Genomic DNA, 25,464 nt, shown 5'->3' with positions numbered 1-25,464 from the left:
ACACCAGAATGGTCCGGTGTACTACGGCATCCTCGGCATCACCACGGCCCGGCAGGACGACGGCACCCAGGTCGCGTTGGGTGGCGCGCGGTTGCGGGCGTTGCTCGCGGCGCTGACCTTGCGTCAAGGGCGGCCGTGCCCGGCGGAGCTGTTGGTCGAGGAGGTGTGGGGGGCGGACCAGCCGCAGGACGCCTTGGCCGCGCTGCAGACCCTGGTGGGGCGGTTGCGGCGGACGGTGGGGCGGGACGAGGTCGGGTCCGGGCCGGCGGGGTACTGGCTGACCGGGCGCAGCACCGACCTGGGGGACTTCCAGCAGCTCGTGGGCGAGGGGCGGACGGCGCTCGCGGCCGGTGACGCCGGGGCGGCCGTCGACCGGCTGACCGCCGCGCTGGCGCTCTGGCGCGGGCCGGCGCTGGCCGACCTGCCGGACGCGGCGGGCGCCGCCACCCGGCTGGAGGGCCAGCGGGACGAGGCGCACCGGCTGCTGCTGACCGCCCGCCTGGCCCTCGGCCAGGCGGCCGAGACCACCGCCGAGCTGACCGAGCTCTGCGAGCTTCACCCGCTGGACGAGCAGCTCCAGGTGCTGCTGATCCGCGCCCTGCGCGATAGCGGCCGGACGGCGGATGCGCTGCGGCGGTACGAGGTGGTGCGGCGCGCTCTCGCGGAGGAGTTGGGGGCCGATCCTGGGCCGGAGCTGCGGGCGCTGCACGGGGAGCTTCTTGCGGGGGCGGGAGCGGGGGCCCGTTCGGTGGCGGGAGCCGGTTCGGGGGTGGGGGCCACTGGGGGAGCGGGGGCAGGTGTGAGGGCGAGTGCGGGGGCGGTGCCTGCCGACCTCGCGCAGTTCCCCGCGCCCCTGGATAGTGCAACCGCGCGTTCGCTGGATGGTGCATCCGGGCGTTTGGTGGATGGTGCGGGCGCGCGTTCGCTGGATGGTGCATCCGGGCGTTTGGTGGATGGTGCGGGCGGGCGCCCGGTGGGGAATCTGCGGCCGCGGCTGACCAGCTTCGTCGGTCGGGAGGAGGAGCTGGCGGCGCTGCGGGCGGCGCTGGGCGCCGGGCGGCTGACCACGTTGACCGGGCCCGGGGGGTCGGGGAAGACGCGGCTGTCGCTGGAGGCAGCGCAGCTGGAGCAGCGGGGGGAGGTGTGGCCGGACGGGGTCTGGTTCGCCGAGCTGGCGCCGCTGGACGAGCCGGCGGCGGTGGCCGGGGCGGTGTTCTCGGCGCTCGGGCTGCGGGAGACGGTGCTGCACGCGGGCGGGGCGGTGGCCGAGGTCTCCCGCAGTGCGGATCCGGTGCGCCGGATCGTGGAGCACTGCGCCCAGCGCCGGATGCTGCTGGTGATCGACAACTGCGAGCACCTGATCCAGGCGGCGGCCGAGCTCACCGACCACCTGCTCGCCGAATGCCCGGGCCTGACCGTGCTGGCCACCAGCCGGGAGCCGCTCGGGGTGCCCGGCGAGGCCGTGGTGCCGGTCGAGCCGCTGCCGGACCAGGTGGCGCTGCGGCTGCTGGCCGAGCGCGGGGCGGCCGCCCGCCCGGGTTTCGACCCGGCGGAGGACCCGGCCGCCTGCGCCGAGATCTGCCGTCGGCTCGACGGGCTGCCGCTGGCCATCGAACTGGCCGCCGCCCGGCTGCGCGGGCTGACCCCGCGCCGGCTCGCCGACCGGCTGGACAGCCGGTTCGCCCTGCTCACGGCCGGTTCACGGACGCTGCTGCCGCGCCAGCAGACGCTGCGCGCGGTGGTGGACTGGAGCTGGGAGCTGCTCGGCAAGCGCGAGCGTGCGGTGCTGCGCCGGCTCTCGGTCTTCGCGGGCGGCTGGACCCTGGAGGCCGCCGAGCAGGTCTGCGCCGACGGGGTCGAGGTGGTCCGGGAGGACGTGGCCGACCTGGTGCTCTCGCTGGTGGACAAGTCGCTGCTGGTGGCGGGCCTGGCCGAGGACGAGCCCCGGTACTGGATGTTGGAGATCATCCACGAGTACGCCACCGAGCGCCTCGCCGAGGCCGAGCCGGAGGGGCCGCGCGGCGAGACGGCCCGGCGGCACACGGTGGCCTGCCGCGAGTTCGTCCGCGAGGCGTACGCCAACCTGCACGGCGCCGACCAACTGCACTGGCTGGGCGTGCTGGAGCGCGAGCAGGACAACGTCCGGGCCGCGCTGCGCCGGGCGGTGGACACCGGGGACGAGGAGGAGGCGCTGCTGATCGTGCTCGGCATGGACTGGTTCTGGTCGCTGCGCGACTTCCGGCTGGAGGCCCGGGACTGGGCCGAGCTGGTCGCGGGCCTGGGGCCGGACCCGTTCGCCGACGGCGCCCCGGCGCCGGTGCCGCTGCTCACCGGGCCACTGGACTCGCCGCCGCCGCTGGCCCCCGAGCTGCTCCAGGAGGCCCGCCGCCAGCTGCATATCCACCGGCTGATCGGGATGTTCAGCGCCGACATGGCGATGCTGGGCAAGACCGAGATGGCCGACCTGGCCCGGCGGATCACCGCCACGTACACCCCGGACCTGCCGCAGGCCTACCGCTTCCCCGGCCTGCTCCGGGTCTTCGCCTCCTTCCTGGCCGGGGACATGGACCGACTCCGGCCGCTGCTGGACGACGCGGTGGCCGGCTGCCGGGTGCACGGGACGGAATCCGACCTGGCGTTCGTCCTGCAGATCCGGGCCCGGATGATGAACGACTGGGTGGGCACCACCGAGCAGGCCGCCGCCGACTGCGCGGAGGCGCTCGAACTCTTCACCCGTACCGGCGACCGCTGGGGGATGTCCGAGGCGCTCTCGGCGGCGGGGGAGAACGCGGCCAAGGCCGGCGACTCCCGGCGGGCCGTGGACTGCTACCGCCGGGCGATCGAGCTGGCCGGCGAGCTGGGCTCCTGGCAGGAGATCCCGACCCTCCAAGTACGGCTGGGCGAGGCGCTGTTCGAGCTGGACGAGGCCGAGGGCGAGCGGCTGATCCGGGAGGCGCTGGACGGGCTCACCTTCAAGAGCCACTCGCACGACGGCGCCGCGATGTTCGGCCGGCTGGCGCTCTGCGCGCTGCTCACCTGGCGCGGGGAGTACCCGGCGGCGCTGGGCCAGTTGGACGCGCTCAAGGTCGACCAGCGTTCCTTCGGGCCGCTGGTGCCGGACGTGTTCCTCGGCATCGTCGACTCGCTCCGGGCCTGGGTGCACGCCCGGGCCGGCGAGCCGCAGCGGGCGGCGGAGCTGCTGCGGCTCGGCCGCGCCCGGCTGCGGCAGGTGGACGAGCTGGCCTCGGTCTTCGCCCAGCACATGACGGTGATGCTGGCCATGCCCGCCGCCGGGGTGCTGACGGCGTTGGCCGGGCAGACCGGAGACCTGCGGCTGGCCCGGCGCGCGGTGCTGCTGCTCGGGGCCCAGACCCAACTGCACGGCGACATCGGCACCTTCCTGGAACGGCGGGAGCGCGAGCTGGCCGAGGAGGTGCTGCTCGGGATGCTCGGCGAGGCCGCGTACGCCGAGGCACTCGCCGAGGGCGGCCTGCTCTCCATCACGGAGACGGCCGCCCTGCTGGACGAGTGCCTGGACTGAGCGGCCACCGGGGGCGCCGGCGCTCAGGTGCGCTTGCGGAAGCGGGCCACCGCGAGCGGGGCGGTGATCGAGGTGATCGCGACCGACCAGATCACCACGATCAGCACCGAGTGGGTCAGCGGCCCGCCGTTGATCAGGTTGCGGCTGGCGTCGGCCAGCGCCGAGAGCGGGTTGTAGTGGGTGAAGGACTGGAGCCAGCCGGGCATGGTGTCGGTCGGCGCGAAGATCGAGGACCCGAACTGCAGCGGCATGATCACGATCATCGACATCCCTTGGACGGCCTGGGCACTGCGCAGCGACATCCCCAGCAGCATGGAGATCCACACGATCGACATGCCGAACAGCAGCGAGAGCCCCACGGCCGCCAGCAGGTGGAGGAAGCCCTCCCGGATCTCCAGCCCGAGCAGCATCGAGAACAGGATCAGGATGGTGAAGGAGACCAGCCCCCGCAGGGTCTCCGCCGCCATCTTGGAGAGCAGCACCGCCGCCCGCCCGATCGGCAGCGTCCGGAACCGGTCCATCACCCCGGACTGGAAGTCGGTGTTCAGCCCGGTGCCGACACCCATCGCCAGGTTGAGCCCGGTGGTGCCGAGCAGCCCGGGGATCATGTACTGGATGTAGTCCTGCTGGGTGCCCTTCACCGCGCCGCCGAACACGTAGACGAAGAGCACGGTGAAGATGATCGGCACCAGCAGCGCGTCCAGCATCGACTCCGGATCGGCCTTGATCCGCATCAGGTTGCGCCGGGTCAGCGCGCCGAGGTGGCGCAGGTGGGCGCGCGGGCCGATCCGCTGGTCCTCGTCGGCGTACGACTGGGGTGCGGCGGTCAGTGTCGCGGCGCTCATGCCACGGCCTCCTTCTGCGGGGCGGGGACGGCGTCGCTCGGGGCGTCAGCCGGATCGGCCTTGATGGTGCGGGCCGCGGCGGTGCCGGGAGTGGCGGTGCCGGGCCTGGCGGTGTCGGGCTTGGCGGTGATGGCGAGGAACACCTCGTCCAGGCTGGGGAGTTTGGTGTCGATGCTCGCGATGCCGAAGCCCCGGACCCCCAGCAGGCCCACCACGCTGGTGAGTTGCTCGTCCTCGGTGATCTGGGCCGAGAGCAGGCCGGTCTCGGTGGAGACGGTGGCTGCCAGGCCGTTCTCGGCCAACAGCTGCGCCATCTCGGGGAGTTCGGCGGGGTGCACCGGCCGGACCTGGAGGGTGCGGCCGCCGACCTGGGTCTTGAGCTGCTGGATCCCGCCGGCCGCGATCACCCGGCCGCGGTCGATCACGGTGAGCTCGTGCGCGAGCTGCTCGGCCTCTTCCATGTACTGCGTGGTGAGCAGCACCGTGCTGCCCTCGGCGACCATCCGCTGCACCTCGTCCCAGACCTCGTTGCGGGTCCGCGGGTCGAGGCCGGTGGTGGGCTCGTCCAGGTACAGCACCCGGGGCCGCCCGATCATGCTGGCCGCCAGGTCGAGCCGGCGGCGCATCCCGCCGGAGTAGGTCTTGGCCGGCCGCTTGGCGGCCTCGGTGAGGGAGAACCGCTCCAGCAGTTCGAGCGCCCGGGCCTTGGCCTCCTTGGCCGAGAGGTCGAGCAGCCGCCCGATCAGGTAGAGGTTCTCGTACCCCGAGAGCAGTTCGTCCACCGAGGCGTACTGCCCGGTCAGCCCGATGGTCCGCCGCAGCTGGCGCGGCTGGGTCAGGACGTCGTACCCCCCGACGTACGCGGTGCCGGCGTCCGGCTTGATGAGGGTGGACAGGATCCGCACCAGCGTGGTCTTCCCGGCCCCGTTCGGCCCGAGCACCCCCAGCACGGTCCCCTGCTTCACGCTGAGGTCGACGCCGTCCAGCGCCTTCGTCTCCCCGAAGTGCTTGACGATCCCGCGCACCTCGACGGCATTGGTGTTTGCTGTCATGCCGAGAAGACTGCCGGGGCCCACCGGCGGCCCACCGTCAGCCCACCGTCAGCCCGCTGTCATCCGACCCGTCGGATCGAAGCGGAGAGCGAGTGCGCCACTTGCGCCCCGGGCCTTTCCGGCCGGACCACGGGTTCCTACCGTTGGGGCCATGACGAACTTACGCTCGGCCCTGGCCGCCGCCCTCGACGGGTACTCCTCGTACTGGCGCGGCAACGGGAGCCCGGTCGGACTGTGGAACGCCGACCCGAACAGGTTCAACTCCTGGCAGCGCTGGTACTGAACGGCGCCCGGCACCGGAGTCAGGGGCGCATTACCGGAGGTAGGGGCGCGGTTCCCCGCGCCCCTACTCGTGGCCGGTGTTACTTGAAGGAGTGCTCGGCTGCCGGGAAGGCGCCGCTCGCCACGTCCGCCGCGTACTCCCGCGCCGCGTCCCCGAGTACGGCCCGCAGGTTCGCGTACTGCTTGACGAACTTCGGCACCCGACCGGCCGTCATGCCGGCCATGTCCGTCCAGACCAGCACCTGCGCGTCGCAGTTGACGCCCGCGCCGATGCCGACGGTCGGGATCGCCAGCTGCTCGGTGACCTGCTGGGCCAGCTCGGCCGGCACGGCCTCCAGCACGACCGAGAACGCCCCGGCCTGCTGCACGGCCTTGGCGTCCCGCAGCAGCTGGTGCGCGGCCTCGTCGCCGCGCCCCTGCACCGGGTACCCGCCGAAGGCGTGCACCGACTGCGGGGTGAGGCCGATGTGCGCCATCACCGGGATGCCGGCCTCGACCAGCAGCTCGATCGAGCGGGCGCTGCGCTCGCCGCCCTCCAGCTTGACCGCGCCGACCCCGGCCTCCTTGAGCAGACGGGCGGCGTTGTGCATGGCCTGGGCGGGCGACTCCTGGTACGAGCCGAACGGCATGTCGGCGACCACGAGGGCGCGCTTGGTGCCACGGACGACGGCGGCGGAGAGCATCACCATCTGGTCCATGGTCACCGGCACGGTGGTCTCGTAGCCGAGGTGGCAGTTGCCCGCCGAGTCGCCGACGAGCAGCACCGGGATGCCGGCCTCGTCGAAGACCCCGCCGGTCAGGGCGTCGTACGCGGTGAGCATCGCCCACCGCTCGCCGCGCTGCTTGGCGGCGGCCAGATCGCGGACGGTCACGCGGCGGTTGGTCACACCGCCGTAGAGGGTCTGCCCAGCGCCGGCGGGGGCCACGGCGGGCTGGTTCTGGGCAGGCTGAAGCTGAGAAGCGTTCATCGAACAGGCTCCTGAAGGTTGTCGTCTCGTGGCGCCGTACGGCGTCCCCGGATCTCCTCCATGCTTGCACGCGGCAGCGCCCGCGCAAAGAGCCGGGTGCCCAGAGCGTCACCTGGAGTCCTTTGCCGAGACTTTACGATACGGACCCGTCTCGTATCGAAACGAGGGCTATGCTGAGGCTCAAGGGGTTACGAGACGCTTCCGGCTCGTAAGTCCGCACAGACTCGTACGGACGGGAAACACGTAGAGATGTCCACCCAGCACGTCACCGACGCCACCGCAGGCGCTGCGGCCCGGCGCGTCCCCGAGGCGATCCACCGCAGGCGCTGGCTGATCCTGGGCACCCTGGTGCTCGCCCTGCTGGTCGTCGTCCTCGACAACTCGATCCTCAACGTGGCGATGAAGACGATCGCCACCCCCGCCCCCGTGGGCCTCGGCGCGAGCCAGAGCGACCTCGAATGGGCGATCAACTCCTACACCCTGGTCTTCGCCGGCCTGCTCTTCACCGCCGGCCTGCTGGGTGACCGCCTCGGCCGCAAGTGGACCCTGCTCGGCGGCATGCTGGTCTTCGGCCTCGGCTCGCTGCTCTCGGCGCTGGCCGCCTCGCCCGGCGAACTGATCACCTACCGGGCCGTGATGGGTCTCGGCGGCGCCTTCGTGATGCCCGCCACGCTGGCCATCATCATGAACGTCTTCGAGCGGCACGAGCAGCCGAAGGCGATCGGCATCTGGGCCGGGGCGGTCGGCCTGGCCATCGCGATCGGGCCGATCACCGGCGGGCTGCTCATCGAGCACTTCTGGTGGGGCTCGGTCTTCCTGGTCAACGTGCCGATCGTGGCCGCGGCCCTGGTCGCCATGGCGCTCTTCGTGCCGGACTCCAAGGACCCGAAGCCGGGCAAGCTCGACCCGATCGGCGTGCTGCTCTCGATCATCGGCCTGGTCGCGCTGATCTACGGCATCATCAAGGGCGGCGAGCTGGCCGACTTCACCGCGCCGGCCGCCTGGGTGCCGACGCTGGGCGGCGTGCTCGCCCTGGTCCTCTTCGTCCTGCACGAGCGCCGCACGGCCCACCCGGCGCTGGACATCAGCTGGTTCCGCCGCAAGCAGTTCAGCGGCTCGGTGGCCGTGGTCGGCCTGGTCTTCTTCGCGCTGATGGGCGTCTCCTTCTTCGGCGTCTTCTACACCCAGAGCGTGCGCGGCTACAGCGCCCTCCAGGCCGGCGTGCTGATGCTGCCGCTGGCGGCGGCCCAGCTGGTCTTCGCGCCCCGGGCCCGGCTGGTGGTCGACCGCTTCGGCGTCCGCGCCACCTGTGCCGGCGGCATGGCGCTGATCGCGCTCGGCTTCCTCGGCTACCTGCTGCTCGGCGTCTCCACCCCGATCTGGGTGCTGGTGGTGATCGGCTTCGTGATGGGCGCCGGCATGGCCCACGTGATGCCGCCGGTCACCGTCGCGATCATGGGTTCGCTGCCCCGCGAGAAGGCCGGCGCGGGCTCGGCCGTCAACAACACCTTCCGCCAGGTCGGCGGCTCGCTCGGGGTCGCCGTGCTCGGTGCGGTGCTCTCCACCTCCTACCGCGACGGCGTCGGCGGCCGGCTCGCCCAGCTGCCCTCGGCCCTGCGCGACAAGGCGGGCGAGTCCCTGGAGGCCACCCTCGCGATCGCGGCCCGCACCGGGAACTCCGGCCTGGTCCGGCCCGCCGAGGACGCCTTCATCCACGCCATGCACGTGGTCGCCGGGCTCTCGGCCGGCATCACGGCGGTGGGCGTGCTGCTCGCCTGGCTGCTGCTGCCGGGCCGCGTGCCGGCCGGCGCCGGGGCTCCGGCTTCCGCCGGTGCGTCCGATCCTTCCGATCCGTCTGGTGCGTCCGGTGGGTCCGGTGCGTCCGGTGCGTCCGGTGGGTCCGGTGCTCCGGCTGAGGGTGCTGCTCCGGCCCCCGTCCCGGTGGCTCCTGTCTCGGTGGCCGCCGCTTCGGCGGAGCCGCAGTCCGGCTCTGCCCAGGCTTGATCGAGAAGTGGAGAATGAGGGCCATGAAGACCGAACTTCCGGCGCGGCAGTCTCCCTCCGGGGCGCCGCAGGCCCTCGCCCGGTCGGCGCGTAACCTCGCCGCCGAGCATGACGCCCTCGCCGGGGAGCCCGCAGCTCCCCGGCGGGGGCGCCCGCGCAGCGAGGCTGCCGAGCAGGCGATCTTCGCTGCGGTCGAGGGGCTGATGGAGGAGGGCGTCCAGCTCACCGAGCTCTCCATCGAGCGGATCGCGGCCGCGGCCGGGGTCGGCAAGGCGACCATCTACCGGCGCTGGCCCAACAAGGAGGCCCTGCTGGTCGACGTGGTCGCCCGCCTGGAGGCTCCCGAACCGGTGCGCACCGGCGACTGCGAGATCCGCGACGAGCTGGTGGCCATGCTGGAGTACATGCGCCAGCGCGGTCTGGCCAAGCGCTCCCGCTGGATGCTCAAGGCGGCCCTCGGCCAGATGCACTCCTGGCCCGAACTCCACCAGGCCTACCACGAGCGCGTGATCAAGCCCCGCCGCGAACTGGCCCGCTCGATCATCCAACGCGGCGTCGAGGAGGGCGTGCTCCGCGCCGACATCCCGCTGGACGTCCTGATCGAGATCGTGATGGGCCCGATGCTCCTGCGCACCGTCCTCTGGGAGGACGCCCCGCTCGACGACCCCACCCTCCCCGAGCAGATGGTCGACGCCCTCCTCAAGGGCGTCGGCACCGGAGCCTGACTCCCGCCGCGTCGCCCGTCGCCCGTCGCCCGGCGGCTCGGGCCGGCGGGCCGGGGGATCTGCTGCTCGAGCGGTCATGATCGCGCCCCGTGGTGAATCTCACGGAACCGGCGCGCGTCGCAACCCCGACCGGGCCGGGCCGCGTCTGTGCCGTCATAGGCTGAGCCGAGAATCCGACTAAACCGGGATCGGCCAGACGAAGCGGGCACGTACGGAGGAGCACCGGATGACGCAGGCCGACAGCGCGCAGGCGCCGACCACGACCCGGAGCCCCGAGACCACCGGATCGCCCTGGCGGGACTGGCGACGCGGCTGGATCCTCGCCGCCCTCGCGGTGCTGGTCGCCCTGCTGCTGGCCTGCCACTCCTGGCTGCCGAACAGTTTTGGCAACTTCGGCAGCCTGCTGGAGACCTTCCTCCCCTGGCTGGGGCTGGCCGTACCGGTCCTGCTGCTGCTCGGTCTCTGGCGCCGTTCGGCCACGGCGCTGACCGCCGTACTGCTGCCGGCCCTGGTCTGGTTCCACCTGTTCGGCGGCCTGCTCACCGACAAGAGCACGGGCAAGGGCGACTTCACCGTCCTCAGCCACAACGTGGCCGCCGCCAACACCGACCCGGCCGGCACGGTAAAGCTGCTCAACGACTCCGGCGCCCAGATCGTCGCCCTGGAGGAACTCGCCGGCTCGGCCGTCCCCACCTACACCAAGGGCCTGGCGGCCAAGTACCCGTACCACGCGGTCGAGGGCACCGTCGGCCTCTGGTCCGCGTACCCGCTGGCCGACATCTCCCCGGTCGACCTCAAGATGGGCTGGACCCGGGCCTTCCGTGCCACCGTCACCACCCCCAAGGGGCCGCTTGCGGTGTACGTGGCACACCTGCCCTCGGTCCGGGTCAAGTTCGACGGCGGCTTCACGGCCGGCCGACGGGACGTCAGTGCGGAGGCACTGGGACTGGCGATCCGTCAGGAGTCGATCCAGCGGGTACTGTTGCTCGGCGACCTCAACGGCACTGTCAACGATCGTTCGCTCGCCCCGGTCACCTCGCAGCTCCGGTCGGCCCAGGGGGCGGCTGGCAACGGCTTCGGCTTCAGCTGGCCCTCGGCCTTCCCGATGGCCCGGATCGACCAGATCCTCAGCCGGGGCCCACTCACCCCGACCGACTCCTGGGTGCTTCCGGCCGACGGCAGCGACCACCGCGCGGTGGCCGCGGCCTACCGGTACTAGGTTTACCCGCGGGGCAAAAGTGCCCGCAGAGCAAGAATGCCTCCGCTACAAGATTGCGCCTGCCGCAAGGTTGCGCCTCGAGCAGGGTTGCCCCCAAGGGAAGGTTGCCCTCGCGGCAAAGGTGCCTCCGAGGCAAAGGTGCCTCCGAGGTAAAGCCCCCGCCGGCGCAAAGGTGCCGTCGGGGTGCACTCAGGCTGGGGGAAGCCGCCGGGCAGGCACCCCTCACCCCACGTCGTCCGGCCCCAGCCTCGGGACGTCGGCCGGAAAGAGGCTGACCAGCATTCCGTACGCCTGGGCGGTCGGACTCTCGCCCGCCCCCAGCTGCGCCGCCCGCACCCCGAACTTCTGCAGCTCGGCGACGTGTTCGCGCAGCTGGTCGGCGATCGAGGCGGCCTGCTCGGGGGTGAGCCAGAGGTGGCGGAGCTCGGTGTGCTCGGGCTGGCCGGAGGGGGCCGGCCGCATCTCGGCGAGGGCCGAGTTGTAGAGGAAGGCGGCCGCCAGCGTCTCGCCCTCCCGGAAGGCGAAGCTCTTGTTGATCAGCCCGAAGTACTGCTCGGTGCCGCCGCGCACCTGACGGCTCTCGGCGAGCTCGACCAGCCCGGCCTCGCGCAGTACCCGTACGTGGTAGCCGATGGTGCCCTTGGCCAGGCCGAGCGCCTCCGCCAACTGCCGCAGGGTGGCCGGGCGCTGGCGCAGCATGTTGACGACCCGGTGGCGCAGCGGGTGTCCGAGGGCCTTGAACTGGGCCGGTGACTGGATGACCAGTGGGGCGGGGCGGTCGTCTTCTGCCATACCGAAAGTGTCCAGGGAACTCGACGCTTTGACAAATGCCGAGGTCGGTGCGGAGAATCTGCCTCGACGAAAGCAGCGAGAATTCTCATCGCTTGACCCCGTGCTCCAAGTGCCTGCCCCACGTCGTGCTCGGCACCGTGCCGTATTCGACGCCGTACCGGGACCACCCCCGGTGAGAGGAACCCCCGATGCCGCTCTCCATTGCCCACGTCCCCACCGACCGGCCCGAGCGCTACCTCAAGCAGCTCGTCTCCCACTTGGGCCACAAGATCAGTGCCACGGTCGACGCCGAGGGGCTCGGCACCGTCACCCTCGACAGTGGCGCGCGCTGTGTCCTGACCGCCCGTCCGGGTGAGCTGGAGCTGAGCGCGGCGGCGGCCGATGCCGAGCAGCTGATGCGGGTTCAGGATGTGGTCGCCCGCCACCTGGTGCGGTTCGCCACCCAGGAGGAGCTCACCGTCGAGTGGGCCGCGCCGGTCGACGGCGGCGAGCTGGAGGCGGTGCACCCGCTGGTCGGCGGCTACGTGCTGCGTCACAGCACGCCGGCCGACCAGGTGCTGTCGGAACTCGCCGAGCGGACCAGGGAGGTCACCGGGCAGGCGGCCTGGATGCAGGTCTCGGCCGACGAGGGCGCGCTGCTCACCATGCTGGTGCAGATGCTGGGCGCGAAGTACGCCGTGGAGGTCGGGGTCTTCACCGGCTACTCCTCCCTCTGCATCGCCCGCGGGCTGGGTGAGGGCGGCCGGCTGCTGGCCTGCGACACCAGCGCCGAGTGGACCGCCGTCGGGCAGGAGTACTGGGAGCGCGCAGGGGTGGCCGACCGGATCGACCTGCGGATCGCCCCCGCGCTCGACACCCTGCGGGCGCTGCCGGACGAGCCGCACATCGACATCGCCTTCATCGACGCGGACAAGCAGAGCTACCCCGCGTACTACGAGGAGATCCTGCGCCGGCTGCGCCCGGGCGGGGTGATCGTCCTGGACAACGTCCTGCTCGGTGGCCGCTCGCTGGACCCGGCCTACCAGCAGGAGCAGCACCTGGCGATGCGGGGGCTGAACGAGTTCATCGCGGCTGACGACCGGGTGGACGCGGTGATGCTCTCGGTCCGCGACGGGGTGACGCTGGCGCGCAAGCGGTGAGGCCGTGAGGTCGCGATGCGGTGAAGCCGGGGGGAGGTGGGGTGGTGGGCGTTGGCGGCGGGGCGCCGTCGCGTTACGTCGGGGGTACCGCTACACCGAGGGCATCGTTATGTCGGGGGCATCGTTGCCTCGGGTGCACTATTGCTCCCGAGGCAACGATGCGGTCGGGGCAAAGTTGCTTGCGACGTAACGATGCCCCTGGGCCTCACCCTCGCCGCCACCGGTTGGTGACCGGTAGGCGGCGGTCCCGCCCGAACGCCTTGCCGGAGATCTTCGGCCCCGGCGGGTACTGACGCCGCTTGTACTCGGCGGTGTCCACCAGCCGTACGATCCGGTCCACCGCCTCGGCCGGGTAGCCGGCCGCGACGATGGCGTCCCGTCCCTGGTCGCCCTCCACGTACCGGCCGAGCACCGCGTCCAGCAGTTCGTAGTCGGGCAGCGAGTCGGTGTCCACCTGCCCCGGCCGCAGCTCCGCCGAGGGCGGCTTCTCGATGGTGTGCTCCGGGATCGGTGGGGTCTCGCCCCGCTCGGCCGCCACCGCGTTGCGCCAGCGGGCCAGCCGGAAGACCAGGGTCTTGTACACGTCCTTGATCGGCCCGTACCCGCCGACCGAGTCGCCGTACAGCGTCGAGTACCCCACGCTCAGCTCGCTCTTGTTGCCGGGAGCGAGCACCAGATGCCCCTCCTGATTGGAGATGCCCATCAGCACCGTGCCGCGCAGCCGCGACTGGAGGTTCTCCTCGGCCAGTCCGGTCAGCCCGAGCGCCTCCTGGTACGCGTCGAACATCCCGGCGATCGGCACCGTCCGCAGGTGCACTCCCGTGCGGCGGGCCAGTTCGGCGGCGTCGTCCCGGGAGTGCTGCGAGGAGTAGGCGCTCGGCATCGACACGCAGTGCACCCGCTCCGCCCCGAGGGCGTCCGCCGCGATCACCGCGACCACCGCCGAGTCGATCCCGCCGGAGAGCCCGAGCAGCACCGAGCCGAACCCGTTCTTGGCCACGTACGCCCGGGTGCCCTCGACCAGTGCCGACCAGATCTCCGCCTCGTCCGCCAGTGGCTCCGCGATCTCCCCGGGCAGCCGTTCGGCCGGTGCGGGCAGCGGTTCGCCGCCCAGGTCGGTCCGGAGCAGCCGCAGGCCGCCGGCCAGTGCGGCGCCGTTCTCGTGCTGGTCGGAGGCCGTCGCCAGCTCGAGGTCGAGCAGTACCAGTTGCTCCTCGAACTGCCGTGCTCGGGCGAGGAGTTCACCGTCCCGGTCGACCACCAGCGAGCCGCCGTCGAAGATCAGCTCGTCCTGCCCGCCGACCATGTTGAGGTACCCGAGCGGGCAGCCCGCCTCGGCGGCGCGGCGGCGGACCAGTTCCAGTCGCAGGTCGTCCTTGCCCCGCTCGTACGGTGAGCCGTTGAGCGTCAGCAGCAGCCCCGCGCGGACCTCGGCCGCCGCCTGCACCCGGCCGCCGTCCTGCCAGATGTCCTCGCAGATCGCCAGTGCGAGGTCCACCCCGTGCAGCCGCACCACCGCGAGTTGGTCACCCGGTTCGAAGTACCGGTACTCGTCGAACACTCCGTAGTTCGGCAGGTAGTGCTTGGCGAAGCGGGTGGCCACCCGGCCCCGGTGCAGCACGGCCGCACAGTTCTGCGGCCGCCCGTCCCGGGACCGGCCCAGGTAGCCCACCACCACGGCCAGCTCGCCGAGCCCCTCTGCCGCCAGCCGCTCCGCGAGTGCCGGCAGCGCCGCGCGCGACCCCTCGACGAACGACTCCCGCAGGGCCAGGTCCTCCACCGGATACCCGGTCAGCACCATCTCCGGGAACACCACCACCTGGGCCCCGCCCCGCCCGGCCTCCTCGGCCCACCGCACCACCGCCTCACAGTTCCGCGCCACGTCCCCCACCCAGGGGTCGATCTGCCCGAGCGCCACACGAAGATTCGGCATGCCGCCCAGTCTAATCGTCAAGCTGACGCTATGTCCCGAACGCGGGATGATTCGACCTGAGACGGAGGCGCGCAGGAGGTGGCGGCAGCAAGAGGCCGGGTCGCGACTGGACGAGGTGATTCGGCCGGCCGGGTCCGAGGGCGCGCAGGTCGTCACCCGGGACGGTGAGGACCGTGCGATGGTCCTCCATCCCGACGAGTACCGGCCTGTGCTGGAGCGCGCGGGCTCGGACGGGGGCTGACTGCCTCCCCGGGGGTGGACGAGTGGGCCCGGTCCGCGATGATGGGGGGAGGGTCCGTTGGCCGGGTGAATCAGGGCCGGCCTCGTGCGTAACACGAACGTAAAGAGCAGAGGTGAGACTGTCCCCATGGGCAAGCAGCAGGAGTTCGTGCTTCGCACGCTCGAGGAGCGTGACATTCGGTTCGTGCGGTTGTGGTTCACCGACGTACTGGGCTTCCTGAAGTCGGTGGCGGTGGCCCCGGCGGAGCTGGAGCAGGCGTTCGAGGAGGGGATCGGGTTCGACGGCTCGGCGATCGAGGGGTTCGCCCGGGTCTACGAGTCGGACATGATCGCCAAGCCGGACCCGACGACCTTCCAGATACTGCCCTGGCGCTCGGAGACGCCGGGCACCGCGCGGATGTTCTGCGACATCCTGATGCCGGACGGCTCGCCGTCCTACGCCGACCCGCGGTTCGTGCTCAAGCGCACCCTGGAGAAGGCCTCCGACCTCGGCTTCACCTTCTACACCCACCCCGAGATCGAGTTCTTCCTGCTGAAGAACCTCCCCGGCGACGGCACCCCGCCGATCCCCGCCGACCAGTCCGGCTACTTCGACCACACCCCGCGCGGGGTCGGCCACGACTTCCGCCGGCAGGCCATCACGATGCTCGAATCCATGGGCATCTCGGTGGAGTTCTCGCACCACGAGGGCGCCCCCGGCCAGCAGGAGATCGACCTGCGGTACGCCGACGCGCTCTCCACGGCCGACAACATCATGACCTTCCGCCTGGTCATGAAGGAGGTCGCGCTGGAGCAGGGCGTGCACGCGAGCTTCATGCCGAAGCCCTTCTCCGACCACCCCGGCTCGGGCATGCACACCCACCTCTCGCTCTTCGAGGGCGACCGCAACGCCTTCCACGAGTCCGGTGCCGAGTACCAGCTCTCCAAGGTCGGCCGCTCCTTCATCGCCGGTCTGCTGCGGCACGCCGCCGAGACGGCCGCCGTCACCAACCAGTGGGTCAACTCCTACAAGCGCATCTGGGGCGGCTCCCAGCGCACCGCCGGCGCCGGCGGCGAGGCCCCCTCGTACATCTGCTGGGGCCACAACAACCGCTCGGCACTGATCCGCGTGCCGATGTACAAGCCGGGCAAGCAGGGCTCCACCCGGGTCGAGGTCCGCTCCCTCGACACCGGCTGCAACCCCTACCTCGCCTACGCCGTCACCCTCGCGGCCGGCCTCAAGGGCATCGAGGAGGGCTACGAACTCCCGCCGGGCGCCGACGACGACGTGTGGGCGCTCTCCGACGCCGAGCGCCGGGCGATGGGCATCCAGCCCATGCCGCAGAACCTCGGCGAGGCCATCGACCTGATGCAGCGCAGCGAGTTGGTCGCGGAGACGCTCGGCGAGCACGTCTTCGACTTCTTCCTCCGCAACAAGCGGCAGGAGTGGGAGGAGTACCGCTCCGAGGTGACGCCGTTCGAGCTGCGGAAGAACCTGCAGGTGCTGTAGGCGAGTGGCGTAGTGCATGTGTAGTGCGTAGTGCGTAGGACCGAACGGACGGCCCCGGGCTCCTGCCCGGGGCCGTCCGCGCGTCCGGGGCCGGGGAATTCGGCTGATCGGCATGCGAATGGTCAGTACGCTGCGCGGACTGGAGGAAGGGGCGGAGTGAAGCGGCGTTACGTGGCCAGAGGTGTCCCCGGGGGATACCGGATCTGGGACAGCAAGGCCGCCCGCTGGTGGGGCGACCTCTACGAGCTCTGCCCCGACGACCTGGTCGTGGGGCTCAACCGCCGGGTGGGGCACGGAGAGTTGACCGCTCTGCTCAAGCGGTACCGCGCCCTGAAGCGCTGACCGGTGGGATCAACTCGGCTGGAACCAGCTCGACTTCGGGGTTGGTCGGGGGGCTTTCGGGTGGGGGCCGAGGGGAGCATCCTGTCGGGCATGAGGGAACGTAGGGGCAGGGTTCTGCCGTGGCTCGGGGCGGTGCCGTTCGTCGGGATCCTGGGGGGTGGGTTCCTGGCGAACCGGGTGGATCCGTATGTGTTGGGGATGCCGTTCCTGCTGTTCTGGTCGGTGCTCTGGGTGGTGGGGAGCTCGGTGGTGATGGCCGTGGTGTACCGGCTGGACCCGCGCAACCGCGAGGAGCGCGGGGAGGAGGAGCGGTGACGGCGCTGGCGGTGATCGGGGTGTTCCTGCTGCTGGCCGTGGGGTTGGGGGCGGCCGCGCGGCGGGGGCGGGTGATGGATCTGGAGCAGTGGGCGGTCGGTGGCCGCGGCTTCGGGACGGTGTTCGTCTTTCTGCTGCTGGCAGGGGAGTTGTACACCACGTTCACGTTCCTGGGGGCGGCCGGCTGGGCGTACGGGAAGGGCGGCCCGGCCTTCTACATCCTCAGCTACGCGGCGCTGGCGTACGTGCTCTCGTACTGGCTGCTGCCGGTGGTCTGGCACTACGCCAAGCGCCACGGCCTGCTCTCCCAGCCCGACTTCTTCGCCGAGAAGTACGACAGCCCGCTGCTCGGGGTGCTGGTGGCGCTGGTCGGGGTGGTGGCCATGGTGCCGTACCTGGTGCTCCAGCTCACCGGGCTGGGGATCATCGTCTCCACCGCCTCGTACGGGCACCTCTCGGCGCACGCCGCGGCGGTGATCGGCGCCGTTGCGCTGACCGGGTACGTGACGGTCTCCGGGATCCACGGTTCGGCCTGGACGGCGGTGGCCAAGGACGTGTTGATCCTCGGGGTGGTGGTCTTCCTCGGGATCTACCTGCCGGTGCACTACGCGGGCGGGATCGGCCCGATGTTCCACCGACTGGACGCCGAGCACCCGGGCTTCCTGACGCTGCGTCACAGCGGCCTGAGTCCGTCCTGGTTCGCCAGTACGGTGCTGCTCTCCACGCTCGGCTTCTACCTCTGGCCGCACACCTTCGCCGCCACCTACAGCGCCAAGGGCCCGAAGGTCTTCCGGCGGAACGCGGTCTTCATGCCGCTCTACCAACTGATGCTGCTGTTCGTGTTCTTCGCCGGCTTCGCCGCGATCATCGCGGTGCCGGGCCTGAAGGGAGCGGACGGTGACCTGTCGCTACTGAAGGCGGCCACCGCGACCTTCGACCCGTGGTTCGTCGGGGTGGTGGGCGGGGCCGGGGTGCTCACGGCGCTGGTGCCGGGCTCGCTGCTGTTGACCACCTCGGCCACCAGCCTGGCCCGGAACGTCTACCTGGTGGCCCGACCGCGGGCGGGGCAGCGGGAGGTGGGGCGGCTGGCCAAGCTGCTGGTGCCGGTGGTCGCGGCCCTCGCGCTGTTCTTCACCTTCAGGGGCGGCAGCAGCATCGTGAACCTGCTGCTGATGGGGTACGCGCTGGTGACCCAGCTCTTCCCGGCGCTGGTGCTGAGCCTGCCGAGCCGGCGGCTGGTCACCGCCTGGGGCGCGGCGGCCGGGATCGTGGCCGGGGTGGCGACCGTCGCGACGGTGACGCTCACCGGCACCACGGTGGCCCGGCTGCTGCCGGGGTTCCCGCAGCCGGTGCGGGACCTCAACGTGGGCGTGGTCGCGCTGGTGGTCAACCTGGCGGCGCTGGCCGTGGTCTCGGCGCTCACCCGAAGGGCCGGGGGTGGAGCCGGGGGTGGGGCTGGGGTCGGGGCCGGGGACGGGGTCGCCGGGGGAGCGGAGCAGACGGCGAGTCAGTGACAAGGCGGCTTGTCGATAACGAGGCGCCAGGTCGATAACGAGGCACCAGGTCGGTAACGAGGAGTCCAGTCGATAACAAGGCGCCAGTTCGGTAGCGAGGCGTCCTGCCGGTAGCGAGGCGTCCGGTCGGGGAGGGGCCGGCTGGTCGCGGGCCTGGCGACCCGTCGGAAGTCGGACGGTCAGTCAGTAGCCAGCCGGCGTTTCGGCATACCGTAGGACTGTTCGTGTACCAGTGCAGCACGGTTGGCGGAACGTGACGGGAGTGTTGCGCAGCGTTGTGGTCCGATGGGGGCATCCCTTCGAACCGAGAGGTGCACATGCTCTCCACCGCTAGTCGCGGCGCCGACGCCCGACGCTTCGCCCGTCGGCTCGGCATCGCCGGCGCGGCCCTGGCCGTCGCCGCCGCCCAACTGCTGGCCGGTCCGGCCGCCGATGCCCGCGGGCCGGGGCCGTACGGCCCGATCAAGACCCGGGCGACGACCATCGCCAGCAACCCGATCCCGTTCACCACCCGGTTCGAAGAGAACATGCACGGCTCGATCACCAGGATCAGCAACAGCCTGATGACCTGTGACGAGACCAAGGCCCCGCTCGACCCGAAGCTGCCGAAGTGCGAGGACGCCCGGACGGGTGCCGGCAGCACGATCCTGCGCAACAACGACTACCCGATGAAGTACGTCAACATCGACCCGGGCAGCATCGGCCCGTTCGGTGACGAGATCTACTCGGCCAGCTCCGCCGACCTCGGGCTGATCGACGGCTCCAACGTCAAGTACGCCCGGCTGTACTGGGGCGGTACCCGCGGCATCGGCGACACCGTGCTGCCGGAGACCCAGATCGACGAGGTCTACCTCAAGCTGCCGGGCGAGAAGCAGTACCGCAACATCGCCAACGACCAGCCCTCGATCGGCTACATCACCACCGACGACGAGAGCAGCTACCAGGCCTCGGCCGACATCACCGACCTGGTCAAGCAGAGCGGCAACGGCACCTACACCGTGGCCAACATGGACTCGGTGGTGAAGCCGCACAGCTGGGGCGGCTGGTCGATCGTGATCGCCTACCAGAACGACTGCAAGCCCTTCCGCCACATCCACCTGTGGGACGGCTTCCAGGTCGAGCTGCCGTACAGCAAGCCGCACGAGTTCGACCTGACGGACCTCGAGACCCCGAAGGACCAGGCCCAGGTCCAGGGCAAGCTCGGTTTCGTGGTCTACGACGGTGACCTGCGGTGGTACGGCGACACGCTGTCGATCAAGAGCACCAACGGCCCGCTGACGCCGTTCACGGACGTCAACCACGTGGCGAACGACGCGTTCAACTCCACCATCGAGGAGCTGACCCCGTCCGACCAGTTCGCCCGCAACCCCTACAACCGGAACAACTTCGGTTACGACTCCAACCGCTGGGACATCTCGCCGTTCCTGCGCTCCGGGGACACCGACATCAAGGTCATGTTCGACACCCAGGGTGACGGCTACGACCTCGGCGTCTTCTACGCCTACGTCAACCTGGACGACTCGATGGACGACTGACCGCCGCCCACCGCAGCCCGCCGCTGCCGCACCGCCCGACCCGGGTGGTGCGGCAGCGGCGCGTCGCGCAGCAGCCGCTCGCAGGGCCGCTCCACCCAGCGGTAGAGCGCCGCGGCCACCGCCAGGGTGAGCGGGAGCAGCGCCGCCCAGCTCAGTGCGGCCGGCCACGGGCGGCCGAGCAGGGCCAGCCAGCAGCGGATCACGACCTCGTGGGTCAGGTACCAGGCGAAGGACCAGTCGCCCAGCCGCACCCACGGGCGGGCGCCGAGCCGGGTCGGCCCGCGCAGGTCGGCCTGGGCGGCGGCCAGCACCAGCCAGCCGAACAGCGGGGCGGCCAGCAGCTGGGCGGCCGAGTACGGGCCGTACCAGAGCGCGTCGGGCACCGCCGTGTGCCAGGGCACCAGCGCCAGGTGGAAGCCGGCCACCGCCAGCCCGGCCGGGAGCAGCGGCAGCCGGGGGAGCAGGCCCCGGCGCAGCCCCACCCCGAGGGCCACCCCGAGTAGGAACTGCGGGGTGCGCAGCAGCGGCTGGTAGTCCAGCAGCCAGCTGCGCAGCCCCGGATCGGCCACCTCCGAGCCGGCCAGCCAGAGCACCGGCCCGAGCAGGCAGCAGAGCAGCGCGACCCGCACCGGCCGCCGGACCATCGGCAGCAGCGCCGGCAGCAGCAGGTAGAACCAGCCCTCGTCGCCGAGCGACCACCCCGCCGGGTTGCCGCCCATGGTGTACTCCCGGGCCCAGGGGTGCACCAGCAGCAGCGACCAGAGCCCGGCGGTCACCGGCACCACGGCCCCCATCGCCCCGTACACCGCGAGCGAGATCCCGGTGGTGAGCGCGTGCAGGGGCCAGATCCGGGCTAGCCGGCGGCGGTAGAAGACCCGGGCCGGGGCGGCCGTGCCGTGGTACGTCCAGGCCAGCACGAAGCCGGAGAGCACGAAGAAGAAGGTCACGCCGCTGCGCCCGTACCAGACCACCGGGGTCAGCCAGGGCACCGGGCCGACCTGGCGGGAGAGGTGGTAGAGCACCACCAGCAGCGCGGCCCAGCAGCGCAGCCCGGTGAGGGAGGGGAGGCGAGTGGGCATGAGTCCTCCTGACGGAGGCACGAGTCCTCCCGACGGAGGCACGAGTCCTCCCGGCGGAGGCGAGCGAGTGCGCGTCCTCCCGACGGAGGCCGACGGCTGCCTAGCGGGCCCGCGTCCTCCGGATGGTCCACGGGCCTAACGGCCGGGCGCGCCGAAGGTGACGCGGCGTCGGTCGCCGACGGGGCCGGGGAACGTACGCTGCTGACGGGAACACACGTCTGGAGGGGCGATGCCAGTGGACGGTCGGGGCGGCAGCCGGACCAGCAGCCTGGGGGTGCGGCTGGTGCGCCGCGGCTTCACCGACCCGGAGACGGCGCTGCGGCTGCTGGACGGGCCCGGCCTGCACGGGCTGGCCACCGATCCGGTGCTGCTCGACGCGCTCGGCACCACCGCCGACCCGGACCTCGCCCTGCTCGGCCTGGCCCGCCTCCTTGAGGCGCTGCCCGAGCCCGAACGGCAGACCCTGCGCGACACCCTGACCGGCTCCAAGCCACTGCGCGACCGGCTGCTCGGCGTGCTCGGCGCCTCCGCCGCGCTCGGCGACCACCTGGCCCGCCGGCCCGCCGACTGGCACGCCCTGGTCACCTTCGGCGTGCACGACCTGCACCCCGGCCCGCAGGACTTCACCCGGCAGCTGGCCGAGCTGGTGCGCCAGGCGGCCCCCGGCGACCGGGCCGACGCGCTGCGCCTGGCCTACCGCCGCAGCCTGCTGGCCATCGCCGCCCGCGACCTGAGCGGCACCACCGACCTGCCGCAGGCCGCCGCCGAACTGGCCGACCTGGCCGGGGCCACCCTGCAGACCGCGCTCGACCTGGCCGCCGAGGAGGACCCGGAGGCCGCCGCGGCCTGCCGACTGGCCGTGATCGGGATGGGCAAGTGCGGCGGGCGGGAGCTCAACTACGTCTCCGACGTGGACGTGATCTTCGTGGCCGAGGCCCGCGAGGGCGTGGCCGAGGACGCGGCCCTCAAGGCCGCCACCCGGCTGGCCGCCCGGATGATGCGGCTCTGCTCCGACACCACCGGCGAGGGCACCATCTGGCCGGTGGACGCCAACCTGCGCCCCGAGGGCCGCAACGGCCCGCTGGTGCGCACCCTCGCCAGCCACCTCGCCTACTACCAGCGCTGGGCCAAGACCTGGGAGTTCCAGGCCCTGCTCAAGGCCCGCCCGGTGGCCGGGGACGCCGAGCTCGGCGCCGCCTACGCCGAGGCCGTCTCCCCGCTGGTCTGGCAGGCCGCCGAGCGGGAGAACTTCGTCACCGACGTGCAGCAGATGCGCCGCCGGGTGGTGGACGCCATCCCCGCCACCGAGCTGGACCGCCAGCTCAAGCTCGGCCCGGGCGGCCTGCGGGACGTGGAGTTCGCCGTCCAGCTGCTCCAGCTCGTGCACGGGCGCACCGACGAGTCCCTGCGCAGCCCCAACACCCTGGAGGCCCTGGAGGCGCTCAGCGCCGGCGGGTACGTCGGCCGGGCCGACGCCGCCTCGCTGGAATCCGCCTACCGCTTCCTGCGGGCCCTGGAGCACCGGATCCAGCTGCACCGGCTGCGCCGCACCCACCTGATGCCGCGCGAGGAGGCCGACCTGCGCCGGCTCTCCCGCTCGCTCGCCGCGGAGATCAACGACACCGGCCTGACCGCCGCCGGCGGCCGCACCGACCCGGTGCTCGCCCTCCAGCGGGAGTGGAAGCGGCACGCGGTGGAGGTGCGGCGGCTGCACGAGAAGCTCTTCTACCGCCCGCTGCTGGACGCCGTCGCCGAGCTGCCGCTGCCCGACACCCGGCTGCTGCCCGACACCCGGCTCAGCCCGCAGGCCGCCAAGGCCCGGCTCGAAGCGCTCGGCTACGCCGACCCGGCCGGCGCCCTGCGCCACCTCACGGCGCTGGCCTCCGGGGTCAGCCGCAAGGCCGCCATCCAGCGCACGCTGCTGCCGGTGCTGCTCGGCTGGTTCGCCGACTCGGCCGATCCGGACGCCGGCCTGCTCGGCTTCCGCCAGGTCTCCGACGCGCTCGGCCGCACCCCCTGGTACCTGCGGCTGCTCCGCGACGAGAGCGCCGCCGCCGAACAGCTGGCCCGGGTGCTCTCCGCCGGGCGGCTCGCCCCCGACCTGCTGCTGCGCGCCCCCGAGGCGGTGGCCATGCTGGGCGACCCGGCGGGCCTGCGCCCGCGCGGCCGGGCCGCCCTGGAACAGGAGATCCGGGCCGCCGTCGGCCGGGCCGCCACCGCCGAGGCCGGGGTGGCCGCCGCCCGCGCGGTCCGCCGCCGCGAGCTCTTCCGCACCTCGGCCGCCGACGTGCTCGGCCGGCTCGCCGAGGAGCCGGGCGAGGCCCTGGACGTGGCCGGCGAGGCCCTCACCGCGCTCAACGCCGCCACCCTCCAGGGCGCGCTCACGGCCTGCATCGCCGACTGGGAACGGACCAACGGCGCCTTCCCCACCCGCCTCGCGGTGATCGCGATGGGCCGGTTCGGCGGCCACGAGCTCGGCTACGGCTCCGACGCGGACGTGCTCTTCGTCCACGACCCCGTGCTCGGCGCCCTGGAGGCCGACGCCGCCCGGGCCGCCCAGGCCGTCTGCCACCAGCTGCGCACCCTGCTGGCCGCCCCCTCGCCCGAGCCCCCGCTGCTGGTCGACGCCGACCTGCGCCCCGAGGGCCGGCAGGGCCCGCTGGTGCGCACCCTCGCCTCGTACCAGGCCTACTACCGCCGCTGGTCGCACGTCTGGGAGAGCCAGGCCCTGCTGCGCGCCGAGCCCGTCGCCGGCGACGCCGAGCTCGGCGAGAGCTTCCGCCGCCTGATCGACCCGCTCCGCTACCCGGGCACGGGCGTGCCCGAGAAGGACCTGCTGGAGATCCGCCGGATCAAGGCCCGGATCGAATCCGAACGCCTACCGCGCGGCGCCGACCCCACGACCCACACCAAGATCGGCCGCGGCGGCCTGGCCGACGTGGAGTGGACCGTCCAGCTCCTCCAGCTTCGCCACGGCCACGAGGTCCCCGGCCTGCGGACCACTCGCACCCGCCCGGCCCTGGCCGCCGCCACGGCCGCCGGCTTGGTCGACCCCGAGGACGCGGCCGTCCTGGACGCCGCCTGGGAGCTGGCCTCGCGGGTCCGCTCGGCCGTCATGCTGGTCCGGGGGCGCCCCGGGGACAGCTTCCCCGCCGACCCCCGCGAACTCGCGGGCGTGGCCCGCTACCTCGGCTACGCGCCGGGCCACTCGGGCGAACTCGTCGACGACTACCGCCGTACGACCCGCCGGGCCCGGGCGGTGGTGGAGCACCTTTTCTACGGGTAGCAACCATCAGGGGCGCGGGGAACTGCGCGCGTGCGGAAGGCTCCGGTCTGGAGTCTTACGACTGCGCGCAGTACTCCGCGCCCCTGAGTAGTGCAACTGGCTCGGGTGGTCAGGAGACCGGACCGCTTCTTCCGACCTCGCGCAGTTCCCCGCGCCCCTGGACAAGCCACTGCTCGGGGACCGTCATCGGGGGCTCCGCGACCAGCCCACCGGGGTACCGAGGCAGCTGGAAGACCCAGCGGTGGTACAGCAGCCGGGCCGCCGTGAAGCCGACGCCGAGGCAGACCATGCCGCCCACCGCGTCCATCCAGAAGTGGTTGGCGGTGGAGATGATCACCAGCAGGGTGCAGAGCGGGTAGAGCAGGCCGAGCGCCCGCGCCCAGGGGGCCCGGGCCAGGAAGAAGATGGTCAGGCCGCACCAGAGCGACCACCCGATGTGCATCGAGGGCATCGCGGCGTACTGGTTGGAGACCTGGGCCCCGGCGCCGGAGGCGAGGGAGCCCCAGGTGTGGTGGATGGCCACGGTGTCGATGAAGCCGCCGTCGGTCATCAGGCGGGGTGGGGCGAGCGGGAAGAAGTAGAAGCCCACCAGCGCGATCGCCGTGGTGACGAAGAGCACCGACCGCGCCGCCGCGTACCGCCCGGGGTGCCGGCGGTAGAGCCAGACCAGCACACCGATGGTGACGATGAAGTGCAGCGTCGCGTAGTAGTAGTTCATCCCCACGATCAGCCAGGTGACCGAATTCACCCCGTGGTTGATCGCGCGCTCCACGTCGACGCCGAGGAACTGCTCGAAGCGCCAGATCCAGCTCGCGTGCTTCTGCGCGACCACGGCCTGCTCGGGCACCGCGTTCCGCACCAGGGAGTACAGCCAGTAGCTGATCCCGATCAGGGCCAGCTCGAAGAGGAGCCGGGGCCGGGCCGGGCTGCGCCGCTGCTCGCGGACGCGGCTGCGCAGCGCTGCGCGCTTCGACTGGGCGGCGCGGGTGGCTCCGTCGGGCTGCCTGGCCGGACGGCCCGCATCCTGGACGGAACCTGCCCCGCGAGCCGCTTCGGCGCGATCGGCGCTCGCTGTACGGATCTCGGTCGGTTCCCCCATGGACGAGAAGTCTGCCAGACGACCCGTGGCCGCCTGCTCATCCTGCGGTAGTGGATTCTTCACCA

At 72.2% G+C, this 25,464-nt stretch carries 19 protein-coding genes; 12 read left to right on the top strand and 7 right to left on the bottom strand.

The genetic code is table 11. From position 1 onward, the window contains the following. Nucleotides 1–16: 16 nt before the first annotated feature. Nucleotides 17–3,541 (top strand): BTAD domain-containing putative transcriptional regulator, encoded by a 3,525-nt coding sequence (locus CFP65_RS10490; protein WP_254552323.1) that lies wholly within the window; start codon nucleotides 17–19, stop codon nucleotides 3,539–3,541. A 23-nt stretch (nucleotides 3,542–3,564) separates the two neighbouring features. On the opposite strand, the gene CFP65_RS10485 is transcribed toward CFP65_RS10490, so the two are convergent. Together CFP65_RS10485 and CFP65_RS10480 are read right to left on the bottom strand one after the other, a co-directional pair. Continuing rightward, a complete protein-coding gene (locus CFP65_RS10485; RefSeq protein ID WP_104815850.1) occupies nucleotides 3,565–4,386 on the bottom strand; it encodes an ABC transporter permease in 822 nt (273 codons plus the stop codon). After that, nucleotides 4,383–5,438, bottom strand: coding sequence for an ATP-binding cassette domain-containing protein (locus CFP65_RS10480; RefSeq protein WP_104815849.1), 1,056 nt, complete (start codon nucleotides 5,436–5,438; stop codon nucleotides 4,383–4,385). The genes CFP65_RS10485 and CFP65_RS10480 overlap by 4 nt, the downstream gene beginning before the upstream one ends. Nucleotides 5,439–5,589: 151 nt before the next feature. On the opposite strand from CFP65_RS10480, the gene CFP65_RS41780 reads away from it, so the two are divergent. Further along, a complete protein-coding gene (locus CFP65_RS41780; RefSeq protein WP_256387268.1) occupies nucleotides 5,590–5,721 on the top strand; it encodes a hypothetical protein in 132 nt (43 codons plus the stop codon). 79 nt (nucleotides 5,722–5,800) lie between these two features. Here the strand turns inward: CFP65_RS41780 and panB are convergent, their stop codons facing one another. Next, the gene (gene panB, locus CFP65_RS10475) at nucleotides 5,801–6,688 is read right to left on the bottom strand and encodes a 3-methyl-2-oxobutanoate hydroxymethyltransferase (RefSeq protein ID WP_104815848.1); all 888 of its coding nucleotides are present in this window, start codon (nucleotides 6,686–6,688) and stop codon (nucleotides 5,801–5,803) included. Between the two features lie 249 nt (nucleotides 6,689–6,937). On the opposite strand from panB, the gene CFP65_RS10470 reads away from it, so the two are divergent. The 3 genes from CFP65_RS10470 (at nucleotide 6,938) to CFP65_RS10460 (ending at nucleotide 10,636) form a co-directional block, all read left to right on the top strand. After that, nucleotides 6,938–8,692, top strand: coding sequence for an MFS transporter (locus tag CFP65_RS10470; protein ID WP_104815847.1), 1,755 nt, complete (start codon nucleotides 6,938–6,940; stop codon nucleotides 8,690–8,692). Between the two features lie 23 nt (nucleotides 8,693–8,715). After that, a complete protein-coding gene (locus CFP65_RS10465; protein ID WP_104815846.1) occupies nucleotides 8,716–9,417 on the top strand; it encodes a TetR/AcrR family transcriptional regulator in 702 nt (233 codons plus the stop codon). Between the two features lie 226 nt (nucleotides 9,418–9,643). Beyond that, entirely contained in the window at nucleotides 9,644–10,636 is a 993-nt protein-coding gene (locus CFP65_RS10460) for an endonuclease/exonuclease/phosphatase family protein (RefSeq protein ID WP_158702124.1), read from the top strand. A gap of 222 nt (nucleotides 10,637–10,858) precedes the next feature. Here CFP65_RS10460 and CFP65_RS10455 read toward each other — a convergent pair whose 3' ends face one another. Continuing rightward, complete coding sequence (locus tag CFP65_RS10455; protein WP_217368153.1) at nucleotides 10,859–11,428, bottom strand: winged helix-turn-helix domain-containing protein; 570 nt, start codon at nucleotides 11,426–11,428, stop codon at nucleotides 10,859–10,861. Between the two features lie 188 nt (nucleotides 11,429–11,616). On the opposite strand from CFP65_RS10455, the gene CFP65_RS10450 reads away from it, so the two are divergent. After that, the gene (locus tag CFP65_RS10450) at nucleotides 11,617–12,567 is read left to right on the top strand and encodes a DUF2218 domain-containing protein (protein WP_371682395.1); all 951 of its coding nucleotides are present in this window, start codon (nucleotides 11,617–11,619) and stop codon (nucleotides 12,565–12,567) included. Nucleotides 12,568–12,772: 205 nt separating this feature from the next. Here CFP65_RS10450 and CFP65_RS10445 read toward each other — a convergent pair whose 3' ends face one another. Continuing rightward, nucleotides 12,773–14,500: an NAD+ synthase gene (locus CFP65_RS10445; RefSeq protein WP_104815845.1), complete on the bottom strand. Its 1,728-nt coding sequence runs from the start codon at nucleotides 14,498–14,500 to the stop codon at nucleotides 12,773–12,775. Between the two features lie 367 nt (nucleotides 14,501–14,867). On the opposite strand from CFP65_RS10445, the gene glnA reads away from it, so the two are divergent. From glnA to CFP65_RS10415, 5 genes are all read left to right on the top strand, one after another. Beyond that, nucleotides 14,868–16,229, top strand: a complete 1,362-nt coding sequence (glnA, locus tag CFP65_RS10435) for a type I glutamate--ammonia ligase (protein ID WP_104815843.1) — start codon at nucleotides 14,868–14,870, stop codon at nucleotides 16,227–16,229. A gap of 156 nt (nucleotides 16,230–16,385) precedes the next feature. Beyond that, on the top strand, nucleotides 16,386–16,571 hold the full coding sequence (locus CFP65_RS10430) for a hypothetical protein (RefSeq protein WP_104815842.1): 186 nt from the start codon (nucleotides 16,386–16,388) through the stop codon (nucleotides 16,569–16,571). A gap of 90 nt (nucleotides 16,572–16,661) precedes the next feature. Beyond that, a complete protein-coding gene (locus tag CFP65_RS10425; protein ID WP_104820766.1) occupies nucleotides 16,662–16,886 on the top strand; it encodes a DUF3311 domain-containing protein in 225 nt (74 codons plus the stop codon). Then, the gene (locus tag CFP65_RS10420; RefSeq protein WP_254552322.1) at nucleotides 16,883–18,400 is read left to right on the top strand and encodes a sodium:solute symporter; all 1,518 of its coding nucleotides are present in this window, start codon (nucleotides 16,883–16,885) and stop codon (nucleotides 18,398–18,400) included. The genes CFP65_RS10425 and CFP65_RS10420 overlap by 4 nt, the downstream gene beginning before the upstream one ends. A gap of 317 nt (nucleotides 18,401–18,717) precedes the next feature. Beyond that, the gene (locus tag CFP65_RS10415) at nucleotides 18,718–19,935 is read left to right on the top strand and encodes a hypothetical protein (protein ID WP_254552321.1); all 1,218 of its coding nucleotides are present in this window, start codon (nucleotides 18,718–18,720) and stop codon (nucleotides 19,933–19,935) included. On the opposite strand, the gene CFP65_RS10410 is transcribed toward CFP65_RS10415, so the two are convergent. Further along, nucleotides 19,902–21,014 (bottom strand): acyltransferase, encoded by a 1,113-nt coding sequence (locus CFP65_RS10410; RefSeq protein ID WP_104815841.1) that lies wholly within the window; start codon nucleotides 21,012–21,014, stop codon nucleotides 19,902–19,904. The genes CFP65_RS10415 and CFP65_RS10410 overlap by 34 nt on opposite strands. A 229-nt stretch (nucleotides 21,015–21,243) precedes the next feature. Between CFP65_RS10410 and CFP65_RS10405 the strand changes: the two genes are divergently transcribed. Next, nucleotides 21,244–24,300 carry a bifunctional [glutamine synthetase] adenylyltransferase/[glutamine synthetase]-adenylyl-L-tyrosine phosphorylase gene (locus tag CFP65_RS10405; RefSeq protein WP_104815840.1) on the top strand — a complete coding sequence of 1,019 codons (3,057 nt, stop codon included), beginning with the start codon at nucleotides 21,244–21,246 and terminating at the stop codon, nucleotides 24,298–24,300. Between the two features lie 109 nt (nucleotides 24,301–24,409). On the opposite strand, the gene CFP65_RS10400 is transcribed toward CFP65_RS10405, so the two are convergent. After that, nucleotides 24,410–25,399, bottom strand: coding sequence for a phosphatase PAP2 family protein (locus tag CFP65_RS10400; protein ID WP_104815839.1), 990 nt, complete (start codon nucleotides 25,397–25,399; stop codon nucleotides 24,410–24,412). Nucleotides 25,400–25,464: the final 65 nt, after the last annotated feature.

The sequence above is a fragment of the Kitasatospora sp. MMS16-BH015 genome (genome assembly GCF_002943525.1).
Taxonomy (GTDB): domain Bacteria; phylum Actinomycetota; class Actinomycetes; order Streptomycetales; family Streptomycetaceae; genus Kitasatospora.
This window is presented reverse-complemented; position numbering and strand designations above follow the sequence as displayed.